This is a genomic window from uncultured Kluyvera sp., assembly GCF_902485085.1.
Taxonomy (GTDB): domain Bacteria; phylum Pseudomonadota; class Gammaproteobacteria; order Enterobacterales; family Enterobacteriaceae; genus Kluyvera; species Kluyvera ascorbata.
Map to the genome: position 1 here is coordinate 1 of NZ_CABTJS010000050.1, position 23,253 is coordinate 23,253.

Annotated in this window: 18 protein-coding genes; 10 read left to right on the forward strand and 8 right to left on the reverse strand. The window is 59.7% G+C overall.

Annotated features, from left to right (window positions below; translation table 11 throughout):
* Positions 1-215 precede the first annotated feature (215 nt).
* The gene (locus RDN66_RS06280; protein WP_035897225.1) at positions 216-980 is read right to left on the reverse strand and encodes an SDR family NAD(P)-dependent oxidoreductase; all 765 of its coding nucleotides are present in this window, start codon (positions 978-980) and stop codon (positions 216-218) included.
* Between the two features lie 181 nt (positions 981-1,161).
* On the opposite strand from RDN66_RS06280, the gene RDN66_RS06285 reads away from it, so the two are divergent.
* A complete protein-coding gene (locus tag RDN66_RS06285; protein ID WP_035897228.1) occupies positions 1,162-2,478 on the forward strand; it encodes an aspartate aminotransferase family protein in 1,317 nt (438 codons plus the stop codon).
* Between the two features lie 71 nt (positions 2,479-2,549).
* On the opposite strand, the gene RDN66_RS06290 is transcribed toward RDN66_RS06285, so the two are convergent.
* The 3 genes from RDN66_RS06290 to RDN66_RS06300 form a co-directional block, all read right to left on the reverse strand.
* On the reverse strand, positions 2,550-4,112 hold the full coding sequence (locus tag RDN66_RS06290; protein WP_227675105.1) for an AbgT family transporter: 1,563 nt from the start codon (positions 4,110-4,112) through the stop codon (positions 2,550-2,552).
* A 191-nt stretch (positions 4,113-4,303) separates the two neighbouring features.
* Positions 4,304-4,927: an enterobactin synthase subunit EntD gene (entD, locus tag RDN66_RS06295; RefSeq protein ID WP_202216261.1), complete on the reverse strand. Its 624-nt coding sequence runs from the start codon at positions 4,925-4,927 to the stop codon at positions 4,304-4,306.
* A 50-nt stretch (positions 4,928-4,977) separates the two neighbouring features.
* Positions 4,978-7,251, reverse strand: a complete 2,274-nt coding sequence (locus tag RDN66_RS06300; RefSeq protein WP_202216260.1) for a TonB-dependent siderophore receptor — start codon at positions 7,249-7,251, stop codon at positions 4,978-4,980.
* A 201-nt stretch (positions 7,252-7,452) separates the two neighbouring features.
* On the opposite strand from RDN66_RS06300, the gene fes reads away from it, so the two are divergent.
* From fes to entF, 3 genes are read left to right on the forward strand one after another with little or no spacing between them, the layout of a single operon-like run.
* Positions 7,453-8,661, forward strand: a complete 1,209-nt coding sequence (gene fes / locus RDN66_RS06305; RefSeq protein ID WP_202216259.1) for an enterochelin esterase — start codon at positions 7,453-7,455, stop codon at positions 8,659-8,661.
* Positions 8,662-8,676: 15 nt separating this feature from the next.
* Positions 8,677-8,895 (forward strand): MbtH family NRPS accessory protein, encoded by a 219-nt coding sequence (locus tag RDN66_RS06310; protein WP_123650085.1) that lies wholly within the window; start codon positions 8,677-8,679, stop codon positions 8,893-8,895.
* Positions 8,892-12,755, forward strand: coding sequence for an enterobactin non-ribosomal peptide synthetase EntF (gene entF, locus RDN66_RS06315; RefSeq protein ID WP_308537705.1), 3,864 nt, complete (start codon positions 8,892-8,894; stop codon positions 12,753-12,755). The genes RDN66_RS06310 and entF overlap by 4 nt, the downstream gene beginning before the upstream one ends.
* An 84-nt stretch (positions 12,756-12,839) precedes the next feature.
* Here the strand turns inward: entF and fepC are convergent, their stop codons facing one another.
* The 3 genes from fepC to fepD are packed head-to-tail and all read right to left on the reverse strand — an operon-like array spanning position 12,840 to position 15,627.
* Positions 12,840-13,634, reverse strand: coding sequence for an iron-enterobactin ABC transporter ATP-binding protein (fepC, locus tag RDN66_RS06320; RefSeq protein ID WP_202216257.1), 795 nt, complete (start codon positions 13,632-13,634; stop codon positions 12,840-12,842).
* Positions 13,631-14,623, reverse strand: coding sequence for an iron-enterobactin ABC transporter permease (gene fepG / locus RDN66_RS06325; protein ID WP_035895897.1), 993 nt, complete (start codon positions 14,621-14,623; stop codon positions 13,631-13,633). Before fepG ends, fepC begins: the two co-directional genes overlap by 4 nt.
* Positions 14,620-15,627, reverse strand: a complete 1,008-nt coding sequence (fepD, locus tag RDN66_RS06330; protein WP_202216255.1) for a Fe(3+)-siderophore ABC transporter permease — start codon at positions 15,625-15,627, stop codon at positions 14,620-14,622. The genes fepG and fepD overlap by 4 nt, the downstream gene beginning before the upstream one ends.
* 110 nt (positions 15,628-15,737) lie before the next feature.
* On the opposite strand from fepD, the gene entS reads away from it, so the two are divergent.
* Complete coding sequence (gene entS / locus RDN66_RS06335) at positions 15,738-16,976, forward strand: enterobactin transporter EntS (RefSeq protein WP_374043993.1); 1,239 nt, start codon at positions 15,738-15,740, stop codon at positions 16,974-16,976.
* A 69-nt stretch (positions 16,977-17,045) separates the two neighbouring features.
* Here entS and fepB read toward each other — a convergent pair whose 3' ends face one another.
* A complete protein-coding gene (gene fepB / locus RDN66_RS06340) occupies positions 17,046-18,044 on the reverse strand; it encodes a Fe2+-enterobactin ABC transporter substrate-binding protein (RefSeq protein ID WP_202216253.1) in 999 nt (332 codons plus the stop codon).
* Positions 18,045-18,237: 193 nt separating this feature from the next.
* Here fepB and entC point away from each other — a divergent pair, with 193 nt between their 5' ends.
* From entC to entH, 5 genes are read left to right on the forward strand one after another with little or no spacing between them, the layout of a single operon-like run.
* Positions 18,238-19,419: an isochorismate synthase EntC gene (entC, locus tag RDN66_RS06345; protein ID WP_123650091.1), complete on the forward strand. Its 1,182-nt coding sequence runs from the start codon at positions 18,238-18,240 to the stop codon at positions 19,417-19,419.
* A gap of 9 nt (positions 19,420-19,428) precedes the next feature.
* Positions 19,429-21,039 carry a (2,3-dihydroxybenzoyl)adenylate synthase EntE gene (entE, locus tag RDN66_RS06350; RefSeq protein WP_202216252.1) on the forward strand — a complete coding sequence of 537 codons (1,611 nt, stop codon included), beginning with the start codon at positions 19,429-19,431 and terminating at the stop codon, positions 21,037-21,039.
* A 13-nt stretch (positions 21,040-21,052) separates the two neighbouring features.
* The gene (locus RDN66_RS06355) at positions 21,053-21,907 is read left to right on the forward strand and encodes an isochorismatase (RefSeq protein WP_035895890.1); all 855 of its coding nucleotides are present in this window, start codon (positions 21,053-21,055) and stop codon (positions 21,905-21,907) included.
* Positions 21,907-22,662 carry a 2,3-dihydro-2,3-dihydroxybenzoate dehydrogenase EntA gene (gene entA, locus RDN66_RS06360; protein ID WP_202216251.1) on the forward strand — a complete coding sequence of 252 codons (756 nt, stop codon included), beginning with the start codon at positions 21,907-21,909 and terminating at the stop codon, positions 22,660-22,662. Before RDN66_RS06355 ends, entA begins: the two co-directional genes overlap by 1 nt.
* 1 nt (position 22,663) lies before the next feature.
* Positions 22,664-23,077 (forward strand): proofreading thioesterase EntH, encoded by a 414-nt coding sequence (gene entH, locus RDN66_RS06365; RefSeq protein WP_035895886.1) that lies wholly within the window; start codon positions 22,664-22,666, stop codon positions 23,075-23,077.
* The last annotated feature ends 176 nt before the right edge of the window (positions 23,078-23,253 follow it).

The window sequence follows — 23,253 nt, forward strand, 5'->3', positions numbered from 1 at the left end:
CGAAGCGGCGATTTTGCCGCCAGAGCCCGGGGGTGCAGGGGGCGGCGGCGATTGGCCGCCCCTTGCGCGCTCCCTGCACCCGCGCAATTTATGCGGCTGGAACTTGAAGGGAGCGCAACAGAGTGCTCAACCCGAATGCATCTCCACTTATTGGATAACTGTCACCACGAGATTGCGTGTAAAGCAGCCCTGAAAAGGGGAGGGGGAAAGCCACACTAATCCCTATCAATCGCAAACGGCTGCCACGCCTGACGCACCGGCATCACCTCCACGCGGTTAATATTCATATGGTCCGGCAAGGTCGCGATATAGAACATCTGCTCGGCGATATCCAGCGCTGACAGCGGCGTGGTGCCACGGTATAGCGCGTCGGATGCCGCCTGGTCGCCCTTGGTGCGCACCAGCGTAAACTCGGTCTCGGCAATGCCCGGCGCAAGGTCGGTGACGCGCACGCCGGTGCCTAACAGATCGCAGCGCAGGTTATAGCTGAACTGCTTCACAAACGCCTTGCTGGCACCGTAAACGTGGCTGCCGGGATAGGGCCACTGCCCTGCAATCGACCCAATATTAATAATGCTCGCGCCTGCGCCGTGGCGAATCAGCGTTGGCAGCAGGGCGTGCGTCACGTTGACCAACCCGGTCACGTTGGTATCAATCATGGTATGCCAATCGGCCAGATCGACCTTTTGCGCCGGCTGTGGTGCCAGCGCCAGCCCGGCATTGTTGATAAGCGCGGTAACATCGGCAAAGTCTGGCGGCAGCGCGGCGACGGCTGTACTCACCGCCGCGCTGTCCCGTACGTCCAGCTCAATCACATGCACCGGCACCTGCGATGCCAGCTCGGCCTGTAGCGCCTGAAGACGCGCCAGCCGACGCCCGCTCAGTACCAACGCCCAGCCCGCGCGCGCAAACACATGCGCCGCCGCTTCCCCAAAGCCGGAGGTCGCCCCGGTAATAAACACCACGTTACGCTTTTGCATTGTGCTCTCCTGTGCAGGTTGTTCCGGTCACTATAAAAACCGCGGCGCGGCCTGCCGAGAGCCAGTCGGCGTATGACGATGTGACACCGTTGTCACAGCGCCGATACTACACTGGCTCTATCACTTTTTTTTCCGCCGACGACATGATGAATCACAGCCAACGGTATGCGAGGAACGACGAATGACAGAGTTGAACAACAAAGCGGTTCGCCAGCTGGACAGAGAGTATGTTTTTCATTCCTGGTCGATGCAGGGCAATCTGAGCCCGCTGGTGATTGCCGGCGCGAAAGGGTGTGAGCTATGGGATTACGACGGTAAAACCTATCTTGATTTCAGCAGCCAACTGGTGAACGTTAACCTCGGCTACCAGCACCCTCGCGTGCTGGCGGCGATGAAAGATCAGCTCGAGTCGCTGGTGACGATTGCCCCGGCCACCGCCAACCTGGCGCGCGGCGAAGCGGCAAAACGCATTATTGGGCTGGCGCCGGAAGGCTTTAGCAAGGTGTTCTTCACCAACGCCGGGGCCGATGCCAACGAAAACGCCATCCGCATGGCGCGTCTTTACACCGGGCGCGATAAAGTGCTGTCGGCGTACCGCTCCTACCACGGCAATACCGGCAGCGCCATTGCCGCCACCGGCGACTGGCGTCGTGTGCCGAACGAATATTCGCGCGGCCACGTGCACTTCTTTAACCCATACCTCTACCGCACGGAGTTTAACGCCACCTCTGAACAGGAAGAGTGCAGCCGTGCGCTGGCTCACCTGCGGCGGATGATCGAGTGCGAAGGTCCGTCTTCTATTGCCGCTATCCTGCTAGAGTCGATTCCTGGCACGGCGGGGATTCTGGTGCCGCCGGAAGGTTATATGAAGGGCGTACGTGCGCTGGCGGACGAATTCGGGATTATCCTGATCCTCGATGAAGTGATGGCCGGGTTTGGCCGTACCGGTAGCTGGTTTGCCTTCGAGCAGGATGGGATCGTGCCGGATCTGATCACCTTTGCCAAAGGGGTGAATGCGGGCTATGTTCCGGCCGGTGGGGTGATCATCAGCGACAAGATCGCCCACTATTTTGACGATCACTTCTTTGCCGGTGGGCTGACTTATTCCGGACATCCGCTGGCGATGGCGGCGATTATTGCCACTCTTGATGCGATGAAGGACGAAGGGATCGTGGAGAACGCGGCGCACATCGGCAACGGCGTGCTGCGTCAGGGGCTGGAGGCGCTGGCCGCGTCGTCACCGCTGATAGGTGAAGTGCGCGGGCGTGGCGTGTTCCAGGCGCTGGAGCTGGTGAGCGACCGGGCGAAGAAAACGCCGCTGGCGGCTGGGGATATGGCGGAGATTAAAGGCGCGTTAACCGAAGCGGGGCTGCTGAGCTTCGTGGTGGAAAACCGCATTCACGTGGTGCCGCCGTGCACCATCAGCGCCGAGCAGGTGCAGAAAGGGGTAGGGATTTTGCACAACGTGTTAGGCAATTTTGCCCATTTAGCCGTGTAGTTTTGTGCCGGGCTACCAACGTCGTAGCCCGGCCAAGCGAAGCGCCGCCGGGAATGGCACCGAACAGACCGTTAACTCGGGCTCCAGGTATACGGCGCCGCGATACCCAACGGCATACCCACACCCCACCACACCAGCAACAGAATGCTCCAGGCGATGAAGAAGGCAATAGAGTATGGCATCATCATCGAGACCAGCGTGCCCACACCCGCACCCTTCACGTAGCGCTGGCAGTAGATAACGATCAGCGGGAAGAAGACCATCAGCGGGGTGATGATGTTGGTGCAGGAGTCACCGATACGGAACGCCGCTTGCGTCAGTTCCGGGGAAATCCCCACCGCCATCAGCATGGGTACCATAATCGGTGACAGCAGCGCCCATTTCGCCGACGCGGAGCCAATCAGCAGGTTCACCACCGCCGTCAGCACAATCATACCGATAATCGTTGCCTGCCCCGGCAGTTCTAGCGCTTTCAGACCGTCGGCACCCATCAGCGCGAACAGCGTACCAATGTTGGAGTCGCTGAATGCTTTGATAAACATGGCGCAGAAGAAAGCCATCACCATGTACGAACCCATTTTGCTCATGGAATCGTTCATCGCGCCAATCACGTCTTTACCCGACTTAAAGGTGCCGGACACAAAGCCGTAGACGATACCCGGCAGAATAAAGATCAGGAAAATCAGCGGCACGATGGACTTCATAATCGGCGCGCTATACGAGGTGAGTGAACCGTCGGTGCCGCGCAGCATCGAACCTTCCGGCCAGGCCGCAGCGGCCAGCGCCGACAGACCTAACAGCATCACCAGCGACGCGCGGCGGAAAGCGCGGCTCTCCTGCGGCGTGACGTTAGACATATCTTCATCGTGTTTAAAATCGCCGTCGATGGCCATTTTGCTGACGCGCGGCTCAACGATACGCTCGGTGACCCACCAGCCGACCAGCGTAATCACGATAGAAGAGACAATACCGAAGAACAGGTTGCACAGGGTGTTAACGGTGTAGGTGCTGTCCAGCAGTTGGGCGGCGGCCTGAGTAAAGCCTTGCAGCAGCGCATCGTTACCGGTCGGAACCATGTTGGCGGCAAAACCACCGGAGACGCCGGAGAACGCGGCGGCAATCCCTACCAGCGGGTGACGGCCAGCGGACATAAAGATAATTGCCCCCAGCGGAATGACCAGCACGTAGCCCGCATCTGCCGCCACGTGGCTGAACATCGCCACAAAAATCAGCATTGGCGTCAGCAGTTTTTTCGGCGTTACGCGCAGCATCTTTTTCAGCGCCACGTTGATAAAGCCGGAGCTTTCTGCAACGCCCACGCCGAGCATCGCCACCAGCACGATCCCCAGCGGCGCAAAGCCGGTAAAGGTGGTGACCATATTGGTGAGCGTATTGGTCAGCGCTTCAGGAGAGAGCAGGTTATTCACCTTCACCGCTTCCTGCGTCATCGGGTTGATAACGTCGAAGGTCATCATCGACAGCACCGCCGACAGGCCCATCACAATCAATAAAAAGTAGAAAAAGATCATCGCCGGTTCAGGTAACCGGTTCCCTGCTTTTTCAATCGCGTTAAGAAAGCCCGTCATCAGGCGGCTTTCACCCACTTCATTCCGTGTCCGTGTTTGGGTATTCATTCGGTTCCTTAATTCAGACAATTGTTTCATTGTTTGTATGAATGTTTCAGTGGAATGATAGGGGGAATTGCCGTGAGGAACACTATTTTTATGGTGGATAAATCTGACTAAAGACGCAGTTTTTGATTTTTTATTTTATCAATAAGGTTATGGCTGGTAGTTGATTCGGTATTTTCGATGTCTGATCATATTTATGGCTGTTGATACAGCGTGACGATGCGTTGGTGGTCAACGGTGTACCACACAATGATGGCGGTGAGGTTAATGGTAGGGATGTGCAGCGTGATATTTTGGGCATCAATATGGGTCACCACGGCATCATGGAAATGGAGCAACTGGGGGTAGCGAGCTGAAAGCGCTTTGTACAGGCTCTCTTTTGCCGAAAAAGCCAGCGTCAGCGCCAGTGGGAAGGGGATAGGGGCCGCACGCAGGTTTGTTAGCTCAGCGCCACTCGCTACCTGCTCTGCGAGGGATTCGGCAAGCGAAACGTTCATCACTTCTTCAATATCGATCCCTACCGGACGATGCGAGACGATAGCAATCGCTGTTTGCCCGCAGTGGCTGATGCTGCCATATAGCCCTATTGGCCAAAGCGGCGCGCGATTTTCCCCTATGCCTGGTACAGATTTCTCGCCAACGGTACGCAGCGCATAAACGGCGGCAATGCGCCCCGCCAGATGTTCTGTTTGGCGTTTTTTACCGGAGCGTTCTAGCAAGGCGTGGTGTGGCAGCCACAGTAAGTCCTGTGGTGTGAAGGTCTCAGGCTGGAAGTCGATACGGTGAATAGCGTTGAAGGTGGTGTGGTTGGTAAACATAAAGCTCCTGAAAAACCCTCCCCCGGTAGGGAGAGGGTAGGCACAGATTATCAGAAGTGCGTATTGATGCTCATGTACCAGGTACGACCCGGTTCGTTGTAGGTGTAGGCACCCGCACCGGCCATATAGGCACCGGTTTTGGTGTCGCTCACGGTCTGGGCGTTACCTTCACGCCACAGGCGTTTGTCGAAGACGTTGTCCACGCCGCCGGTCAGGCTGACGTTTTTGTTGACGTCCCAGGTTGCGCTCAGGCCGACGATGCTGTACGGGCTGATTTCAGCGGCGGAGGTGCCGCTAACCGGTTTGCCCTGGTAGTCATATTTCTTCGGCTGCTGTTTTCCGTACCAGGTAAAGGTAGACTGCAGCGACACATCCTGACGAACCTGCCAGCTCAGGGTAGAATTCAGCGTGTACTCAGGAATAATAGACAGGCGCTCGCCGGTCTCTTTGTTTTTACTTTGTAGCATGTAGGTGATGTTGTTGGTCCAGCTCACCGTCTCACTTACTGGAACGTTCAGTGTCCCTTCCAGCCCTTCAACCACCGCTTTTGGGATGTTTTCCCATTGGTAGATGTCGGTGTAAGTAGTGGTCTTGCCGCTGGTAATGGAGGTGCGGCTCAACGGAGTGGTACCCGCTTCAATCTTGTTGCGATAATCGTTACGGAACCAGGTCACGCCCGCCAGCCAGCCGTCACGTTTGAACTCCAGACCAATTTCTTTGTTGATGCTGGTCTCGGCCTTCAGGTCATCGTTACCCATCATGTAACAGCCGATACCGGTAGCTGCGCCAGTGGCGTAACATCCCTGACCTTTGCTGTACAGGATGTAGTTCGGGTTGAGCTGGTACAGGCTTGGTGCTTTATAGGCGCGGGCAATACCCATTTTCAGCGTGAAGTCATCGCCTAAGCCCTGCGACAGGTTTAGTGATGGGCTCCAGTTATCGCCCACAACGCTGTGATGATCGAAGCGCAGCGCCGGTGTGAGCATGGTGCTGTCAGTTACTTCCATGTTGTTCTCAGCGAACAGCGAGAAGATCTCAGCCTGAGAATACGGGCTACGGTTGGTGCTGCTGTAACCTGGAATATTACCGCCCATAAAGGTCTGAGTATTGGAACTGGAGTCCTTCATCTTCTGCTGGTTCCATTCGGTACCCAGCGTCAGGTTCTGATTCACCACAAAATCGAACGGAATGCTGATTTCGCTGTGCAGCGTCACGTCGTTCAGATCGGTATCGTTAAACAGGTTGCTGTTGAACAATCCTTCCAGCCCACCGGCCAAGCCTTCGCCCAAACGAGAGTTACGGGTGTGTTCGTACTGTGCCCAGTTGCTGGTGGTGATGCCGTTATCCCAGCCGCCGTTCCAGGTCAGCGCATAGTTCTGGCGATACATACGGTTGGTCTCTTTACCGTAGTATTTTTTCACCAGGCCGTTGCTGGCGTTGTCGTTGTTGGTGTTCTGGGTGTCGCCTGCGTACAGGTTACCCTGGCGGCTGTAGCCCGCTTCAAACTCAAGCGACTGCATTGGGGCAAAGTCCCAACGGAGCTGGCCGTTGATATCTTTGTTTTCAACCCCTTCACGACCGGCTGGCATGGTATCCGCGTAAGCACCGGTACGCGTTGACTGGTGGCCATCGTTGATGTCCCAGGCATCGGCCTGGGTTTTATCCAGGTTGCCGAAGAGGCGGAAGCTGAACGCATCGCCCAACGGGCCGGTCAGGCTGAAGTTGGTACGCTTGGTGGAGCCTTCTTCTTTGTGCTCTGGGGCGTTGAAATAGGTGTTCCAGGAGCCGTGCCACTCGTTGCTGCTTTTCTTGGTGATGATGTTCACCACGCCGCCCGCCGCGCCGTTACCGTAACGGGCAGCCGCTGGGCCACGCAGGACTTCAATACGTTCAATCATTTCTGGCGGCACCCAGCCGGTATCACCGCGGGTATCACGTTCGCCACGCCAGCCCTGACGTACAGAGTTACGGCTGGTGACCGGCTTGCCGTCGATTAGAATCAGGGTGTTTTCCGGGCCCATACCGCGAATATCGATCTGGCGGTTGTTACCGCGCTGGCCGCTGGTGGAGTTACCGGTGAGGTTAACGCCCGGCATGGTACGGATGATTTCAGAAACGTCGCGAGCCGGTGGGCGCTTGCGAATTTCATCGGCGGTGATGGTGGAGACGCCCGGTGCCTGCAGGTTCTGCTCGGCAGCGGTAACGACCATGGTTTCACCGTCCACGTCTTTATTGCTGGTCGTCTCGGCGGCAAAAGCCGGAGATGCAACGCCATAAATACCCAGGTTGACCAGGAAGGCCAGGGATTTGATTTTATTATTCATTGTGTGTCCTGCTTTTCGTCGCCAACGTCCCGTCGTGATCCGTTCCCAAAAGGGGAGACGCGGCAAGGTTGTATGCCAGAAGCATGTGAAAGTGCGCGGCAATACGCTATTGCAAATGCAAATAGTTATCAATAATATTATCAATAAATTTTCATATGTAACAATAAATTCCACAATAAACATAGGGTTAACGTGGTGGGAATGTTAACAACAGGAAGTGACGCGTGGTGGGATGCGATAAAAGGTCCACAATATGAACGTGTTGGTGAAGATTATCGTGTCACATTTTGGTGGCGTGACCCCGCAGGCAGCGAGGATTCATCGCCCATTCGCCGGGTATGGATTTACATCACCGGCGTCACCGATCACCACCACAACTCTGCCCCGCAGACTCTTGAACGTATTCCCGATACCGACGTCTGGCACTGGACGACCACGTTGCCGCCTACCTGGCGCGGGAGCTACTGCTTCGCTCCCAGCGAGCGCGACGATGATTTCTCCCCTGACATTTTTACCGCCGCCGAGCCGGACCGGCAGAAGCTGCGCGAAGGCTGGCGCAAGCTGCTGCCGCGGGCCATTGCTGATCCGCTGAATCCACAAAGCTGGAAGGGCGGGCGCGGTCATGCGGTTTCGGCGCTCGAGATGCCGCAGGCTCCGGAACAGCCGGGGTGGTCAACGCCAGCGTCCACCTGGCGAGAACCGCAGTGCATTACCTGGCGCAGCGAACGATTGGGCAATCAGCGCCGGGTGTGGATCTTCACCACCGGAGCGGTGAACGAAACCGATCGACCTTTAGCGGTGCTGCTCGACGGCCAGTTCTGGGCCGAAAGCATGCCGGTGTGGCCAGCGCTGACTTCGCTCACCGAAGCGAAAAAGCTGCCTGCCGCGGTCTATCTGCTGATTGACGTGATTGATAACGCGCACCGCAGCGTTGAGCTGCCCTGCAACCCGGACTTCTGGCTGGCGGTACAGCAGGAATTGCTGCCGCAGGTGCAGACGCTTGCGCCGTTCAGCGAGCGCGCTGAACGGACGGTGGTGGCCGGGCAGAGCTTCGGCGGCCTCTCTGCGCTTTACGCCGGATTGCACTGGCCGGAACGCTTTGGCTGCATACTCAGTCAGTCGGGGTCGTACTGGTGGCCGCATCGCGGTGGTCGCCAGCGTGGCGAAATACAAGAGCAGCTCGAACGTGGGGAACTTAAACCGCAAGGGCTGCGCATCGTGCTGGAAGCGGGTATCCGCGAGCCGATTATTTTTCGCGCCAATCAGGCACTTTTGGCGCAACTGCAACACACACAGCAGCCGATTTTCTGGCGTCAGGTTGACGGCGGACATGATGCGCTTTGCTGGCGCGGCGGGCTGACCGCCGGGCTGATGACGCTCTGGAACCCCCAGGCGGCAACGCGCGATTAACGACAGGAGTTTGGTATGCAAGTCAGTAACCCCTTCGACGTGGCGCAAGGGCAGTTTTACCTTCTGCAAAATCCTCAACAGCAGTTCAGCCTCTGGCCCCAGCAGTGTTCACTGCCTGCGGGCTGGACGGTGGTGTGCGAGCCGCAGCCGCTTGAGGCGTGCAACGCCTGGCTCACCCATAACTGGACGACGCTTTATCCTGACCATTTCTCCATCACCGGAGGCCGCTCATGAGCCCGCGTTTACCGCTCATTGCCGCTCAGCCGGGGATCTGGATGGCGGAAGCCCTGTCGACGTTGCCTAACGCCTGGAGCGTGGCGCACTACGTTGAGCTGAACGGGAAGATTGACGGCGACCAGCTGGCGCGCGCTATCGTGATGGGCCTGAGTCAGGCCGACACGCTGCGTATGCGCTTTAGCGAAGACAACGGTGAAGTCTGGCAGTGGCTGGATGAGAGTATGGCGATTGCCGAACCGGCGTGCCACGACCTGCGCGGAGAGTCTGACCCGCAGCAGGCGGCGCTGGCCATGATGCAGCGCGACCTCGCGCAAAATAGCCGCGTCGACAGCGGCAATCCGCTCTATTGCCACCAGCTTTTCCGCGTTGGCGATAATCAGTGGTTCTGGTATCAGCGTTACCATCATCTGCTGGTGGACGGCTTCAGCTTCCCGGCGATTACCCGCCAGATAAGCCTGATTTACCAGGCGCTGGTCACAGGCGATACGCTGCCGGAACCGGCGTTCACGCCGTTTGCCGATGTGGTGGAAGAGTATCAGCGCTATCGGGACTGCGAGGCGTTCCAGCGGGATAAAGCCTTCTGGGCCGAACAGCGTAAAGCCTTGCCGTCTCCGGCCTCGCTCTCCTCTGCGCCGCTGCCGGGCCGCGCGCAAAGCACCGCTATCTGGCGGCTGAAGCTCACCGCCGACCGCCGAGCATTTACTCGCCTGGCCGCTTCCGCTCCACAGTGCCAGCCTGCCGATCTGGCGCTGGCGCTGGTCGCACTCTGGCTGGGCCGTCTATGCGGGCGCAGCGATTACGCTGCCGGGTTTATCTTTATGCGCCGCATGGGCTCGGTCGCGCTGACCGCCACCGGCCCGGTGCTTAACGTACTGCCGCTTGGCGTGACGCTGAACGGCCAGGAAACGTTGCCGGAGCTGGCAACTCGCCTTTCCGGGCAGTTGAAAAAGATGCGCCGCCATCAACGCTATGATGCGGAGCAGATTGTGCGCGATGCCGGAAAAGCCGCGGGCGATGAAGCACTATTTGGTCCGGTATTTAACGTCAAAATGTTTGATTATCGCCTCGGTTTCGCCGACGTTAGCGCAATAACCCATACGCTGGCGACCGGTCCGGTTAATGACCTTGAGCTGGCGCTGTTTCCGGACGAAGACGGTGGACTGTCGCTGGAAATACTGGCCAACCAGCAGCGCTATGATGAAGCGACGTTGCAGCAGCATATCGCCCGTTTAACGGCGCTTTTGCAGCAGTTTGCCGATAATCCAGCGCTAATGTGTGCCGATGCGGAATTGCTGTCGGAGGATGAATATCAGCGTCTGGCACAGATCAACGCCACCGAAAAATCCCTGCCGCGTGCTACGCTCAGTTCACTGGTAGCCGAGCAAGCTGCGAAAACGCCGGATGCCGTGGCGCTGGTGGATGCCAACTATCGCTTTACCTACCGCGAGATGCGCCAGCAGGCGATCGCACTGGCAAACGTCCTGCGCGAGCGCGGCGTCAAACCTGGCGATAGCGTCGCCGTGGCGCTACCTCGCTCGGTATTCCTGACGCTGGCGCTGCACGCTATTGTTGAGGCGGGGGCGGCATGGCTACCGCTGGATACCGGCTACCCGGACGACCGTCTGCAAATGATGCTGGAAGACGCGCGTCCAACCTTGCTGATAACCGCCCCAGACCAGCTGCACCGTTTCCCGAATATCGACAGTCTGTGCCTGAACGCACCGCTGGCGGCAGGAGACGATCGGCCGCTCGCGCTCGCGACGCCGGAACAGACGGCCTATATCATCTTTACCTCGGGGTCGACCGGCCGTCCGAAAGGGGTGATGGTCGGCCATGAAGCTATCGTTAACCGCCTGCTGTGGATGCAAGACCACTATCCGCTGACCGCCGATGATGTGGTGGCGCAAAAAACACCATGCAGTTTTGATGTGTCGGTGTGGGAATTCTGGTGGCCGTTTATCACCGGCGCGAGACTGGTGATGGCCGAGCCGGAAGCGCACCGCGACCCGCTGGCGATGCAGCGATTCTTCGCCGACTACGGCGTGACCACGACCCACTTCGTGCCGTCGATGCTGGCGGCATTTGTGGCCTCGCTGACGCCGGAAACGGTGGACAGCTGCTGCTCGCTACAGCGGGTGTTCTGCAGCGGTGAAGCGCTGCCGACTGCACTATGCCGCGAGTGGGAAGTTCTGACCCACGTACCGCTGCACAACCTCTATGGGCCAACGGAAGCGGCGGTGGACGTGAGCTGGTACCCGGCCTACGGTGAAGCGCTGGCGGCGGTGTCGGGCAACAGCGTGCCGATTGGTTTCCCGGTATGGAATACCGGCTTGCGTATCCTCGACGCCATGATGCGCCCGGTGCCGTTTGGCGTGGCGGGCGATCTCTACCTTACGGGTATTCAACTGGCGCAGGGGTATCTGGGAAGGCCGGATCTGACCGCCAGCCGCTTTATTGCCGACCCGTTTGCCCCCGGTGAACGGATGTACCGTACCGGCGACGTAGCGCGCTGGCTGAATAACGGCGCGGTGGAATACCTCGGTCGCAGCGACGATCAGCTCAAAATTCGCGGTCAGCGCATCGAGCTGGGTGAAATCGACCGGGTGATGCAGAGCCTGCCGGACGTGGAACAGGCTGTGACGCATGCTTGTGTTATCAATCAGGCGGCTGCCACCGGCGGCGATGCGCGCCAATTGGTAGGTTATGTGGTGTCGGTTTCCGGCCTGCCGCTCGATACCGAAGCCCTGCTGGCGCAGCTTCGCCAACAGCTACCGCCGCATATGGTGCCGGTGGTGCTGTTACAGCTGAGCGCGCTGCCGCTGAGCGCCAACGGCAAGCTGGATCGTAAAGCGCTGCCGTTACCGTCGCTGACGCAGAAAACCAGCGGCCGCGCGCCGCAAACGGCAACCGAGGTGCAGGTTGCCGCGGCGTTCAGCCAGTTGCTCGGCTGCGACATTCAGGACATCGACGCTGACTTCTTCGCGCTTGGCGGCCACTCGCTGCTCGCCATGCGCCTTGCTGCAACGCTGAGTCAGCAAACCGGGCGCAAGGTGACGCCGGGGCAGGTGATGGTGTCATCAACGGTTGGCCAATTGAGCGCGCTGCTGTACAACAGCGACGACGAACAGGCGCAGCGTCTGGGCTATGAGCCGTTGCTGCCGCTGCGCACCGGCGATGGACCGACGCTGTTCTGCTTCCATCCGGCATCCGGTTTTGCCTGGCAGTTCAGCGTGCTGTCGCGCTATCTGTCGCCGCGATGGTCAATTACCGGCATTCAGTCGCCGCGCCCGGAAGGGCCGATGCAAACCGCTGCGACGCTGGACGAGGTGTGCGAGCATCATCTGGCAACCTTGCTCGCCCAGCAGCCGCACGGGCCGTATTACCTGCTTGGCTACTCGCTTGGCGGTACGCTGGCGCAGGGCATTGCCGCCCGTTTACGTCAGCGCGGCGAAACGGTGGCGTTCCTTGGGCTACTCGATACCTGGCCGCCGGAAACGCAAAATTGGGCAGAAAAAGAGGCTAACGGTCTTGATCCTGCGGTATTGGCGGAGATTGACCGCGAACGTGAAGCGTTTCTCGCCGCCCAGCAGGGGCAAGGCTCGAGCGAATTGTTCAGTGCAATTGAAGGCAACTACGCCGACGCCGTGCGCCTGCTGACCACCGCGCACAGCGCGACGTTTGACGGTAAAGCGACGCTGTTCGTTGCCGAGAAAACCCGTCAGGCGGATCCGCAGACGGCCTGGGGGCCGTGGGTGGGTGAGCTGGAGGTTTATAGTCAGGATTGTGCGCACGTCGACATCATTACGCCTGCGGCGTTTGAGGCGATTGGGCCGGTGATTCGGGAGATATTGGGGTAGGTTCAGTGCTTCCCGGGGTCACTGACGTTCGCCCGGGCTACAATGCTTATGTAGCCGGGCGAGCGTCAGCGACCCCGGGGTAACTTACCTCCGTCCGAGCGGCACCACCAGCGGCGTATTCGCCACAGGGTCGTCAATAATCACGCAGCGCAGGCCGTAAATCGCCTCAATCAGCGCCGGTGTGACAATCTCTTTCGGCGCGCCTTCCGCCACAATCTTCCCATCTCGGAGCGCAATCAGGTGCGTCGCGTAACGGCACGCCTGGTTTAAATCGTGCAGCACCGCCGCCAGCGTATAGCCGCGCTCGTGGTTCAGCTCGCTTAATAGCTCCAGCAGGTCAATCTGATGGCTGATATCAAGCCAGGTCGTTGGCTCGTCGAGCAGCATAATCGACGTGTCCTGCGCCAGCACCATGGCTATCCACGCGCGCTGACGTTGGCCGCCGGAGAGCGTATCGACACTCTGGCTCGCCAGATTCATGATACCGGTGGCCTGCATCGCCCGCTGTACCGCGTCCTCATCTTCTTGCCGCCAGCGGGTAAACAGCGGCTGGTGCGGGTAGCGCCCACGGGCAACCAGCTCCTGCACCGAAATATCACCCGGCGTCGTGGCGTTTTGCGCCAGCAGGCCGATGCGACGCGCTACCTCTTTGCTGGCGTAGCGCTGAATCTCTTCGCCATCGAGATACACGTGGCCGTGAACCGGCGTCATCAGGCGGCTGAGCGTGCGCAGCAGGGTTGATTTCCCGCAGCCATTGGGGCCGATAATGGCGGTGAAATGACCGTCAGGGATGGTGACGTTCAGCGACTCGGCGATGGTTTTTTTACCGTAGGCGAGGGTTAACGCTTCGCCGCGCAGGCGAGCGACGGTGTCGGTCATTTTTTACGAGACTCCTGAATAAGCAGCACGATGAGGTAGATACCGCCAAGGCTAACGGTGACCACGCCCACCTGAAGCTGGTAAGGCAAGAACAGCTGCTGGGCGCAGTAATCGGCGGCAGCCAGCAGCAGCGCGCCGCAGAGCGCTGCCTGAGTTAACCCCCAGCGCGCGGTGCCGCTCAAGCGGCGGGCGATATGGGGGGCGACCAGTGCAATAAAGGAAATGGGCCCAGCGAGCGCGGTCGCGGCGGCGGTTAGCACCACGGCGACCAGCATCAGCAGCAGGCGGGAGTACTCAACGCGAACCCCCAGCGCACAGGCGCTGTCGTCGCCCATTTCTAACAGACGCAGGCGGCGCACTAAGAGCGCCGAACAGGCGAGGGCAACCACCATCATCGGTGCGGCGGGCCAGATTTTGGCCCACGTCATGCCGTTGAGTGAACCGGCAAACCACAGCCCGGCGGAGACGGCGGTTTCAAGCGACGCGCGCAGCAGCAGCCAGGTATTGAAGGCCATCAGCATCGCGCGGATGCCGATGCCGATAATAATCAGCCGGAAGGTTTCGATACCGTCGCGCCACGCCAGCGCCCAGACGATAAGCGAGGTAGCGATACCGCCCGCCATGGCGGCGAGGGTGATGGTGGTGAGGTTCTGGCCGAAGAAGACCAGCGCCACCAGAACGCCGCTCCATGCCCCGGTGTTAAAGCCCATTACGTCCGGGCTGCCCAGCGGGTTGCGCATCAGCGACTGGAAAATGGCACCGCTGACGCCGAGCGCCGCGCCAATCAATAACGCCATCAGCACGCGGGGAAGACGCCACTCGGTGACAACCAGCGTGATGGCGCGCGGCGCATCACCGAACAGCGCGGCGAAGATTTGTGAAAATTCCAGCGTGACCGCGCCGCTGCGCAGGCTCAGCAGCGTGAGCAGCATGCACGCGGCAACCAGCAGCAGACAGCTTGCCACCAGACGACGAGAAGGGGCGTTCATCGGCCACCTCCGTTCGATTTACGACGAACGAGGAAAATCAGCACCGGCGCGCCGATAAAGGCGCTGACCACCGATACGCGCAGTTCGCCGGGCACCAGCAGGCGGCCAATAATATCGGCAAACAGCAGCAACGAAGGGGTGGCAAGTAGGGTAACCGGGAGCGACCAGCGGTGATCCGAACCGACCAGCCAGCGGGAAATATGCGGCATCATCAGGCCAATAAAGGCGATTGGGCCCACCACCGAAGTCGCGCTGGCGCACAGGATGGTGATCACCAGCAGACCCATGATTTGCGTACGCGCGACTTTACTGCCGAGCGCGGTCGCGGTGTCGGCTCCGAGGCTCAGACTATTGAGCGAGCGGCTCATCATTAGCGCGACGGCACCGGCAACCAGCACCGGGGTCAGCACCGTTTTTAGCGTTTGCAGGGTGCGAATATCCAGTGAGCCGGCCTGCCAGAAGCGCAGCTGATCGTAGACATCCTGGTTGAGCAAGGCGATACCGCTGGAGAAACCTTCCAGTACGGCGGCGAGCGCCACGCCCGCCAGCGTCAGGCGCACCGGGCTTAGCTGGCCGCCGCCCTGGCTGCCGGTAAAGGCGACAATTAATGAGGCGACCAGCGCGCCGCAAAAGGCCATCGCTAGCTGTTCCTGCGGTGAGGTAATGCCGAGCAGCGCCGCACCCAACACGATAGCAAAGCTGGCTCCGGCGTTGACGCCCAGAATACCGGGGTCGGCGAGCGGGTTTCGGGTGAGGGTTTGCATCAGCGCGCCGGCAAGCCCCAGGGCACCACCGGCGAGCAGACCGGCCAGCGTTCGCGGCAGTCGGGCATCAAGCACGATGATGCAGTCGGCGCTCTGGCAGGTGCCGCTGAGCGCGTCGACGACGACGTGAACCGGGAGCGGTTTAGCACCAATCAATAAACTGAGCGTGGCGGCGAGAAACAGCAGTATCAACAATCCAGGCAGCGCAAGGGCGCGCAGCACCGGGGTGGAAAACGACATGGCGACATCCCTGATTTGATAATGATATTAATTATCGTTATCTATCTTATTCGCTTATGTTAGCATGAGCGCCCTCGGAAAGGGTAAGAAAAAACGTTCAAGGTTTTGTAATGAATCGACAATCCTGGCTGCTGAATCTGAGCCTGCTAAAAACGCATCCGGCCTTTCGCGCCGTCTTTATCGCTCGCTTTATCTCTATCCTCTCGCTTGGCCTGCTCGGCGTTGCGGTACCCGTTCAAATCCAGATGATGACCCACTCCACCTGGCTGGTGGGACTTTCGGTCACGCTGACCGGCGGGGCGATGTTCGTCGGGCTGATGGTCGGCGGCGTGCTGGCCGACCGCTACGAGCGCCGCAAGCTGATTCTGCTGGCGCGCGGTACCTGCGGCGTAGGGTTTATCGGCCTGTGGCTGAACGCGATGCTGCCGGAGCCGTCGCTGGTGGCGATTTATCTGCTGGGGTTATGGGATGGTTTCTTTGCTTCGCTCGGCGTGACGGCGCTGCTGGCGGCAACGCCTGCGCTGGTAGGGCGTGAAAACCTGATGCAGGCGGGAGCGATCACCATGCTGACGGTGCGCCTGGGCTCGGTGATTTCGCCGATGGTCGGCGGCCTGCTGCTGGCCTCAGGCGGGGTCTCCTGGAACTACCTGCTGGCGGCGTTGGGCACCTTTATTACCACGTTAACGCTACTGCGTTTACCGCAACTGCCACCGCCGCCGCAGCCGCGCGAACATCCGTTCACTTCATTGGTGGCCGGTTTTCACTTTCTGCTCGGCAGCCCGCTGATTGGCGGCATTGCGCTACTGGGTGGGCTGGTGACGATGGCCAGCGCCGTTCGCGTACTTTACCCCGCGCTGGCGCAGGGCTGGCAGATGTCGGCGGCATCGATTGGCCTGCTGTATGCGGCAATTCCGCTTGGGGCTGCCTTCGGTGCGCTCACCAGCGGACGATTGGCGCAGAGCGAGCGTCCGGGCTGGGTCATGCTGCTGGCGACGGTCGGCGCGTTTGTGGCGATTGGGCTGTTTGCCATGATGCCGCACTGGGCGCTGGGGATGGTGTGTCTGGCGCTGTTTGGCTGGCTGAGCGCCATCAGTTCGCTGCTGCAATACACGTTGATTCAGACCCAGACGCCGGAAGCGATGCTCGGGCGTATTAACGGGCTGTGGACGGCGCAGAACGTGACCGGCGATGCCATCGGCGCGGCGCTGCTCGGCGGGCTGGGGGCGATGCTGACGCCGGTAGCCTCGGCAAGCGTGAGCGGCTGGGGGCTGGCGATTGTTGGCGGGATTTTGCTGTTGGTGTTGGGCGAGCTGCGGCGGTTCCGGCGCGAGATCCCGGAGTCGGCGTAACCGCCTCGTCCGGGCTACACGTTTCAGTAGCCCGGCCAGGCGAAGCGTCGCCGGGACCGGGCTCGGTGCTTAACCAAACAACGCCGACAGCCGCGCTAACACCCGCGTCGCGCTGTAATAATCGAGGCGGAACGTCTCGGTGCCCAACGCATAAACGCGTTTCTCTTTCACCGCTGGCAGGTGCGCCAGCAGTGGGTTGGCGTAAATCGCGTCCACGTCTTTCTGGTCACCGGCGAACAGGAACAGGCTGTTGCCGTTCAGACCGGTTGCCAGATTTTCACCGCCAAGCTGGATGATGTCATGACGTTTCCCCTGGCTTTGGCTGGCGTGCAGGCCTTCCGGCAGGGTGGCGAGCGTAAAGCCGAGCTGGGAGAGGAATTGCCCCTGGGCTGACTCGCTGGTCCATAGGTTGGCGCTATGCGCGGCGACGGTATAAACCAGCGCGCTTACCGGCTGCGGCGGTAATTTCATCTGCTGTTTCACCGTTGCCAACTGCTTATCAAACTCGGCAATACGCGCGGCGGCCTGTTTTTCCTGCCCGGTCATGGTGCCGAGCTCGGTCAGTAACGCCTGCCAGCTTTTATCGTCGTAGTTGACGATAAGCGTCGGGGCGATGGTGGAGAGCTGATCGTAGAGCGCCAGCGCGGAGTCGCCGCCGGTGGCGCTGATAAGAATCAGGTCTGGCATCTGCGCGGCCACGGCTTCGGCGCTCGGTTCACCGATATAGAGACGGGAGACCTTGCGCGCTTTCGCCACATCGCCCCATTGACGCAGGAAGCCCTGGTCATCCGCTACGCGGTTATTCGGCGTGGTGGCGCCGCTGGCAATCACCGGCGCGTCAATCGCCAGCAGGGAACCGGTCAGGGTCACGCTGGTGGAAACAATGCGCGTCGGCTTCTGTTCCAGCGTATGCACGCCGCGGCTATCGGTAATCTGACGCGGCCACTCGGCGGCCTGAGTTGAGGATATTCCTAAAACACTGAAACCGGCGATGAGCGCCACGGTGCGCCATAAAGCGGAGAAGTTCACGGGTAAACGTCCTGATGGTTGTTGGTTAATGCTTCTCATTTTCAACTATTGTCGACGATAGATGCAAGTCCTCTTGCCGTTACCGGGAAGGGCAATATCAGGGGTACGAGGTGAGTATTAAGCACAAGATGCTGCTTCACGCTGTTGACATACGGGGCGTTAACTTTTAGGTTACTCAACCAAAATATAAATGATAATTATTCGTAATATCTTTATCGTTTTGGAGGATGATATGGAAACGTCACTTGCTGCGGATGAACAAGAACAACACCATCAGGCTGCTGTCTCGGCTGATAACTTTTTCTTTATGTCGCCGTACCGCAGTTTTACCACCTCAGGCTGCTTCCAGCGCTTTACCTGCCCGGCTGAAGGCGGCGATGCGCCAGATAGCGCGTTCCAGCAGGGTTTAGCCTCGGCATTTGCTGGGGCAAAAGCCGCCGGGATTGCCAATCCGGTGATGGTGGGTGCCATCCCGTTCGATACCACGCAGCCTTCCGCACTGTTTATTCCTGAACGCTGCGAGGCGTTTGTACGCACCGCAAAACAACACTCCTCTCGCTATCATGCTTCGCGTGAACCGCTGAGCGTAGTGGCGCGCCAGGAGATCCCTGAAAGCCCGGTGTTCCTCGATATGGTGGCGCGTGCGGCACAACTGACCGCCACGCCTCAGGTCAACAAAGTGGTGCTTTCCCGCCTGATTGATATTGAAGCCGAGCAGGCCCTCGACAGCGGCGCGCTGCTGGAGCGTCTGGTGGCGCAAAACCCGGCGAGCTTTAACTTCCACGTCCCGCTACCGGACGGCGGCGTACTGCTTGGCGCGAGCCCGGAACTGCTGCTGCGTAAAGAGGGGGCGATGTTCCATTCGCTGCCGCTGGCGGGCTCCGCGCGCCGTCAGCCGGACGATATGCTGGATCGTGAAGCGGGCAACCGCCTGCTGGCCTCGGAAAAAGATCGTCATGAGCACGAGCTGGTGACCCAGTCGATGAAAAAGACGCTGGCGCCACGTAGCCTACAGCTCACGCTGCCGAGCACGCCGCAGCTGATCACCACGCCAACCCTGTGGCATCTCGCCACACCAATTGAAGGCCAGGCCAAAGCGGAAGAAAACGCGCTGACGCTCGCCTGCCTGCTGCACCCAACGCCTGCGCTGAGCGGTTTCCCGCACGAAGCGGCGAAGCAGCTGATTGCTGAACTGGAGCCGTTCGAGCGCGATCTGTTCGGCGGTATTGTCGGCTGGTGTGACGCCGAAGGTAACGGCGAGTGGGTGGTGACTATCCGCTGCGCGCGCGTCAAAGCCAATAGCGTGCGCCTGTTTGCCGGAGCGGGCATTGTGCCTGCGTCATCGCCGGAGTCCGAGTGGCGTGAAACCGGCGTCAAACTTTCGACCATGCTGAATGTTTTCGGCCTGCATTAAGGAACCAGAATGACCGTGGAATTTACCCGCTGGCCGGACGCGCTGGCGGCGCGCTACCGCGAAAAAGGCTACTGGCAGGATCTGCCGCTGACCGAAATACTGACCCGCCACGCGGACAGCGACGCGATTGCGGTGATTGATGGCGACCATCAGATTAGCTATCGCCAGTTGAATCACTATGTTGATAACCTGGCGGCCTCGTTGCAGCACAAAGGCCTTAAGCGTGGCGAAACCGCGCTGGTGCAGTTGGGCAACATCGCCGAGTTTTACATTACGCTGTTTGCGCTGCTGAAAATCGGCGTTGCGCCGGTGAACGCGCTGTTCAGCCATCAGCGCAGCGAGCTGAACGCCTACGCTGAGCAGATAGCCCCGGCGGCGCTGATTGCCGACCGTTCCCATACGCTGTTTGGTGATGATAGTTTCCTCAACGCTTTTTGCGAACAGCATCGCTCACTGCGCATGGTGCTGCTGCGTAAAGGTGAAGGAGAACACGCGTTGGAGGCGGCGATTGCGCGCCCGGCGGCCGACTTTACCCCAACGCCGACCGCCGCTGACGAAGTGGCCTTTTTTCAGCTTTCCGGCGGCAGTACCGGCACGCCGAAGCTTATCCCCCGCACCCACAACGACTATTACTACAGCATTCGCCGCAGTAATGAGATTTGCCGCTTTGATGCGCAGACGCGCTATCTGTGCGCGATCCCGTCGGCGCATAACTACGCCATGAGTTCGCCTGGCGCGCTGGGCGTTTTCCTGGCGCAAGGTACGGTGGTGCTGGCGGCGGACCCGAGCGCGACGCTTTGCTTCCCGCTGATTGAAAAGCATCAGGTCAACGTGGCGGCGCTGGTGCCGCCTGCCGTCAGCCTGTGGTTGCAGGCGATTAACGAGTGGGGCAGCAACGCCCAGCTACGTTCGCTGAAGCTGTTACAGGTGGGCGGTGCGCGCCTTTCTGCGACGCTGGCGGCGCGTATTCCGGCGGAGATTGGCTGCCAGTTGCAGCAGGTCTTCGGCATGGCGGAAGGGCTGGTGAACTATACCCGTCTGGACGATTCAGAGGAGAAGATCCTCAATACCCAGGGCTACCCGATGTGCCCGGACGACGAAGTGTGGGTGGCGGATGCCGACGGTAACCCTCTGCCGCGCGGTGAGGTTGGTCGCCTGATGACACGTGGTCCGTATACCTTCCGCGGCTATTACAAAAGCCCGCAGCATAACGCCAGCGCCTTTGATGCCGACGGTTTTTACTGCTCGGGCGATCTTATCTCCATCGACGAGGACGGTTACATCACCGTCGAAGGGCGCGAGAAAGATCAGATTAACCGCGGCGGCGAGAAGATTGCCGCTGAAGAGATTGAGAACCTGCTGCTGCGTCATGACGCGGTGGTCTACGCGGCGCTGGTCAGCATGGAAGACAGCCTGCTCGGCGAGAAAAGCTGCGCGTATCTGGTGGTGAAATCGCCGTTGCGCGCCGTTGCCGTCCGCCGTTTCCTGCGCGAGCAGGGGGTGGCCGAATTTAAACTGCCTGACCGCGTCGAGTGCGTAGATGAACTGCCGCTGACCCACGTCGGTAAAGTCGATAAAAAACAATTACGTCAGTGGCTGGCGAGCCGCTCGCAGGGCTGAAGGAGAGAACAACATGGCGATTCCAAAATTACAGGGCTACGCGCTGCCAACCGCGCTGGATCTTCCCGAAAACAAGGTTAACTGGGCGTTTGAACCGTCGCGCGCCGCGCTGCTTATCCACGATATGCAGGAGTATTTCCTCAACTTCTGGGGCGACGATAGCGAAATGATGGAGACCGTGGTGGCGAATATTGCTGCGCTGCGCGACTTCTGCAAGAAAAATGGCATTCCGGTGTACTACACCGCGCAGCCGAAAGAGCAGAGCGATGAAGACCGCGCGCTGCTGAACGATATGTGGGGGCCGGGGCTGACCCGCTCGCCGGAGCAGCAGCGAGTGATTGCCGCGCTGGCACCTGATACTCAGGATACCGTGCTGGTGAAGTGGCGCTACAGCGCATTCCACCGTTCGCCGCTGGAGCAGATGCTGAAAGAGACCGGCCGTAATCAGCTGATTATCACCGGCGTGTATGCGCACATTGGCTGCATGACCACCGCCACCGATGCGTTTATGCGCGACATTAAACCGTTCTTTGTGGCGGACGCGCTGGCGGACTTTAGCCGCGATGAGCACCTGATGTCGCTGAAATACGTTGCCGGCCGTAGCGGCCGCGTGGTGATGACCGATGAGCTGCTGCCGTCTGTCCCAACCAGCAAAGAGGCACTGCGTGCGCTGGTGCTGCCGTTGCTGGATGAGTCCGACGAGCCGCTCGACGATGATAATCTGATTGATTACGGTCTCGATTCTGTGCGCATGATGGCGCTGGCCGCCCGCTGGCGTAAAGTGCACGGCGATATCGACTTCGTGATGCTGGCAAAAAATCCAAGCATCGACGCCTGGTGGGCGCTGCTCTCCCGCGAGGTGAAATAATGGCCGGGTTCGATTTTAACGGTCAGACCGTGTGGGTGACCGGGGCCGGGAAAGGTATCGGCCACGCTACCGCGCTGGCGTTTGTGGACGCGGGCGCGAAGGTGACGGGTTTCGACCTGGCGTTCAACGGCGAGCATTATCCGTTCGCCACCGAAGTGCTGAACGTGGCAGATGCTCAGCAGGTGGCGCAGGTGTGCGAGCGCCTGCTCGCCACCACCGAACGGCTGGATGTGCTGGTCAACGCAGCCGGGATTTTGCGCATGGGCGCCACGGACGCATTAAGCCTGGACGACTGGCAGCAGACCTTTGCGGTCAACGTCGGCGGCGCATTTAACCTTTTCCAGCAGACGATGGCACAGTTCCGTCGTCAGCAGGGCGGGGCGATAGTCACCGTGGCGTCAGATGCGGCGCATTCGCCGCGTATCGGCATGAGCGCGTATGGTGCGTCGAAGGCGGCGCTGAAAAGCCTGGCGCTGACCGTTGGGCTGGAGCTTTCCAGCGCGGGCGTGCGTTGTAATATCGTTTCGCCGGGCTCGACCGATACCGATATGCAGCGGGTGCTGTGGGTCAGCGACGATGCCGAACAGCAGCGTATTCGTGGTTTTGGCGAGCAGTTCAAGCTTGGCATTCCGCTTGGCAAAATCGCGCGTCCGCAGGAAATTGCCAATACCATCCTGTTCCTCGCCTCGAGCAGCGCCAGCCACATCACGTTGCAGGATATCGTGGTGGACGGCGGCTCAACGCTGGGAGCGTAGGATGATCTGGAAACGTCATTTAACCCTCGATGAACTGAACGCCACCAGTGATAACACCATGGTGGCGCATCTGGGGATTGTTTATACCCATATCGGCGACGACAGCCTGGAAGCGGTAATGCCGGTGGATAGCCGCACCCATCAGCCTTTTGGCCTGTTGCACGGTGGCGCGTCGGCGGCGCTGGCGGAGACGCTGGGCTCAATGGCGGGTTTTTTGATGACCCGTGAGGGACAGTGCGTGGTGGGTACCGAGCTTAACGCGTCGCACCATCGTCCGGTTTCTCAGGGACAGGTGCGAGCGGTGTGTCAGCCGTTGCATCTGGGGCGTCAGAGCCAGAGCTGGGAAATTGTCGTTTTTGACGAGCAGGGGCGGCGCTGCTGTACCTGCCGGTTAGGGACGGCGGTGCTCGGTTAGGGTTTCGGTAGCCGAATAAGGCGTAGGCCGGATAAGCGAAGCGCCATCCGGCATGGTGCGGTACATTGCCGGATGGCGCTTCGCTTATCCGGCCTACATACCTGCGTTCATCCCACTTTCACTTCCCACCTCTCATCCGTTTTTCTGACTTAAGTGATCCCGTTAACAATGTGATG

Bases quoted from the DNA above. Each gene is read 5' to 3' on its own strand.
- RDN66_RS06280 (WP_035897225.1), bottom strand. From the start codon at position 980: ATGCAAAAGCGTAACGTGGTGTTTATTACCGGGGCGACCTCCGGCTTT.
- RDN66_RS06285 (WP_035897228.1), top strand. From the start codon at position 1,162: ATGACAGAGTTGAACAACAAAGCGGTTCGCCAGCTGGACAGAGAGTAT.
- RDN66_RS06290 (WP_227675105.1), bottom strand. From the start codon at position 4,112: ATGAATACCCAAACACGGACACGGAATGAAGTGGGTGAAAGCCGCCTG.
- entD (WP_202216261.1), bottom strand. From the start codon at position 4,927: ATGTTTACCAACCACACCACCTTCAACGCTATTCACCGTATCGACTTC.
- RDN66_RS06300 (WP_202216260.1), bottom strand. From the start codon at position 7,251: ATGAATAATAAAATCAAATCCCTGGCCTTCCTGGTCAACCTGGGTATT.
- fes (WP_202216259.1), top strand. From the start codon at position 7,453: ATGTTAACAACAGGAAGTGACGCGTGGTGGGATGCGATAAAAGGTCCA.
- RDN66_RS06310 (WP_123650085.1), top strand. From the start codon at position 8,677: ATGCAAGTCAGTAACCCCTTCGACGTGGCGCAAGGGCAGTTTTACCTT.
- entF (WP_308537705.1), top strand. From the start codon at position 8,892: ATGAGCCCGCGTTTACCGCTCATTGCCGCTCAGCCGGGGATCTGGATG.
- fepC (WP_202216257.1), bottom strand. From the start codon at position 13,634: ATGACCGACACCGTCGCTCGCCTGCGCGGCGAAGCGTTAACCCTCGCC.
- fepG (WP_035895897.1), bottom strand. From the start codon at position 14,623: ATGAACGCCCCTTCTCGTCGTCTGGTGGCAAGCTGTCTGCTGCTGGTT.
- fepD (WP_202216255.1), bottom strand. From the start codon at position 15,627: ATGTCGTTTTCCACCCCGGTGCTGCGCGCCCTTGCGCTGCCTGGATTG.
- entS (WP_374043993.1), top strand. From the start codon at position 15,738: ATGAATCGACAATCCTGGCTGCTGAATCTGAGCCTGCTAAAAACGCAT.
- fepB (WP_202216253.1), bottom strand. From the start codon at position 18,044: ATGAGAAGCATTAACCAACAACCATCAGGACGTTTACCCGTGAACTTC.
- entC (WP_123650091.1), top strand. From the start codon at position 18,238: ATGGAAACGTCACTTGCTGCGGATGAACAAGAACAACACCATCAGGCT.
- entE (WP_202216252.1), top strand. From the start codon at position 19,429: ATGACCGTGGAATTTACCCGCTGGCCGGACGCGCTGGCGGCGCGCTAC.
- RDN66_RS06355 (WP_035895890.1), top strand. From the start codon at position 21,053: ATGGCGATTCCAAAATTACAGGGCTACGCGCTGCCAACCGCGCTGGAT.
- entA (WP_202216251.1), top strand. From the start codon at position 21,907: ATGGCCGGGTTCGATTTTAACGGTCAGACCGTGTGGGTGACCGGGGCC.
- entH (WP_035895886.1), top strand. From the start codon at position 22,664: ATGATCTGGAAACGTCATTTAACCCTCGATGAACTGAACGCCACCAGT.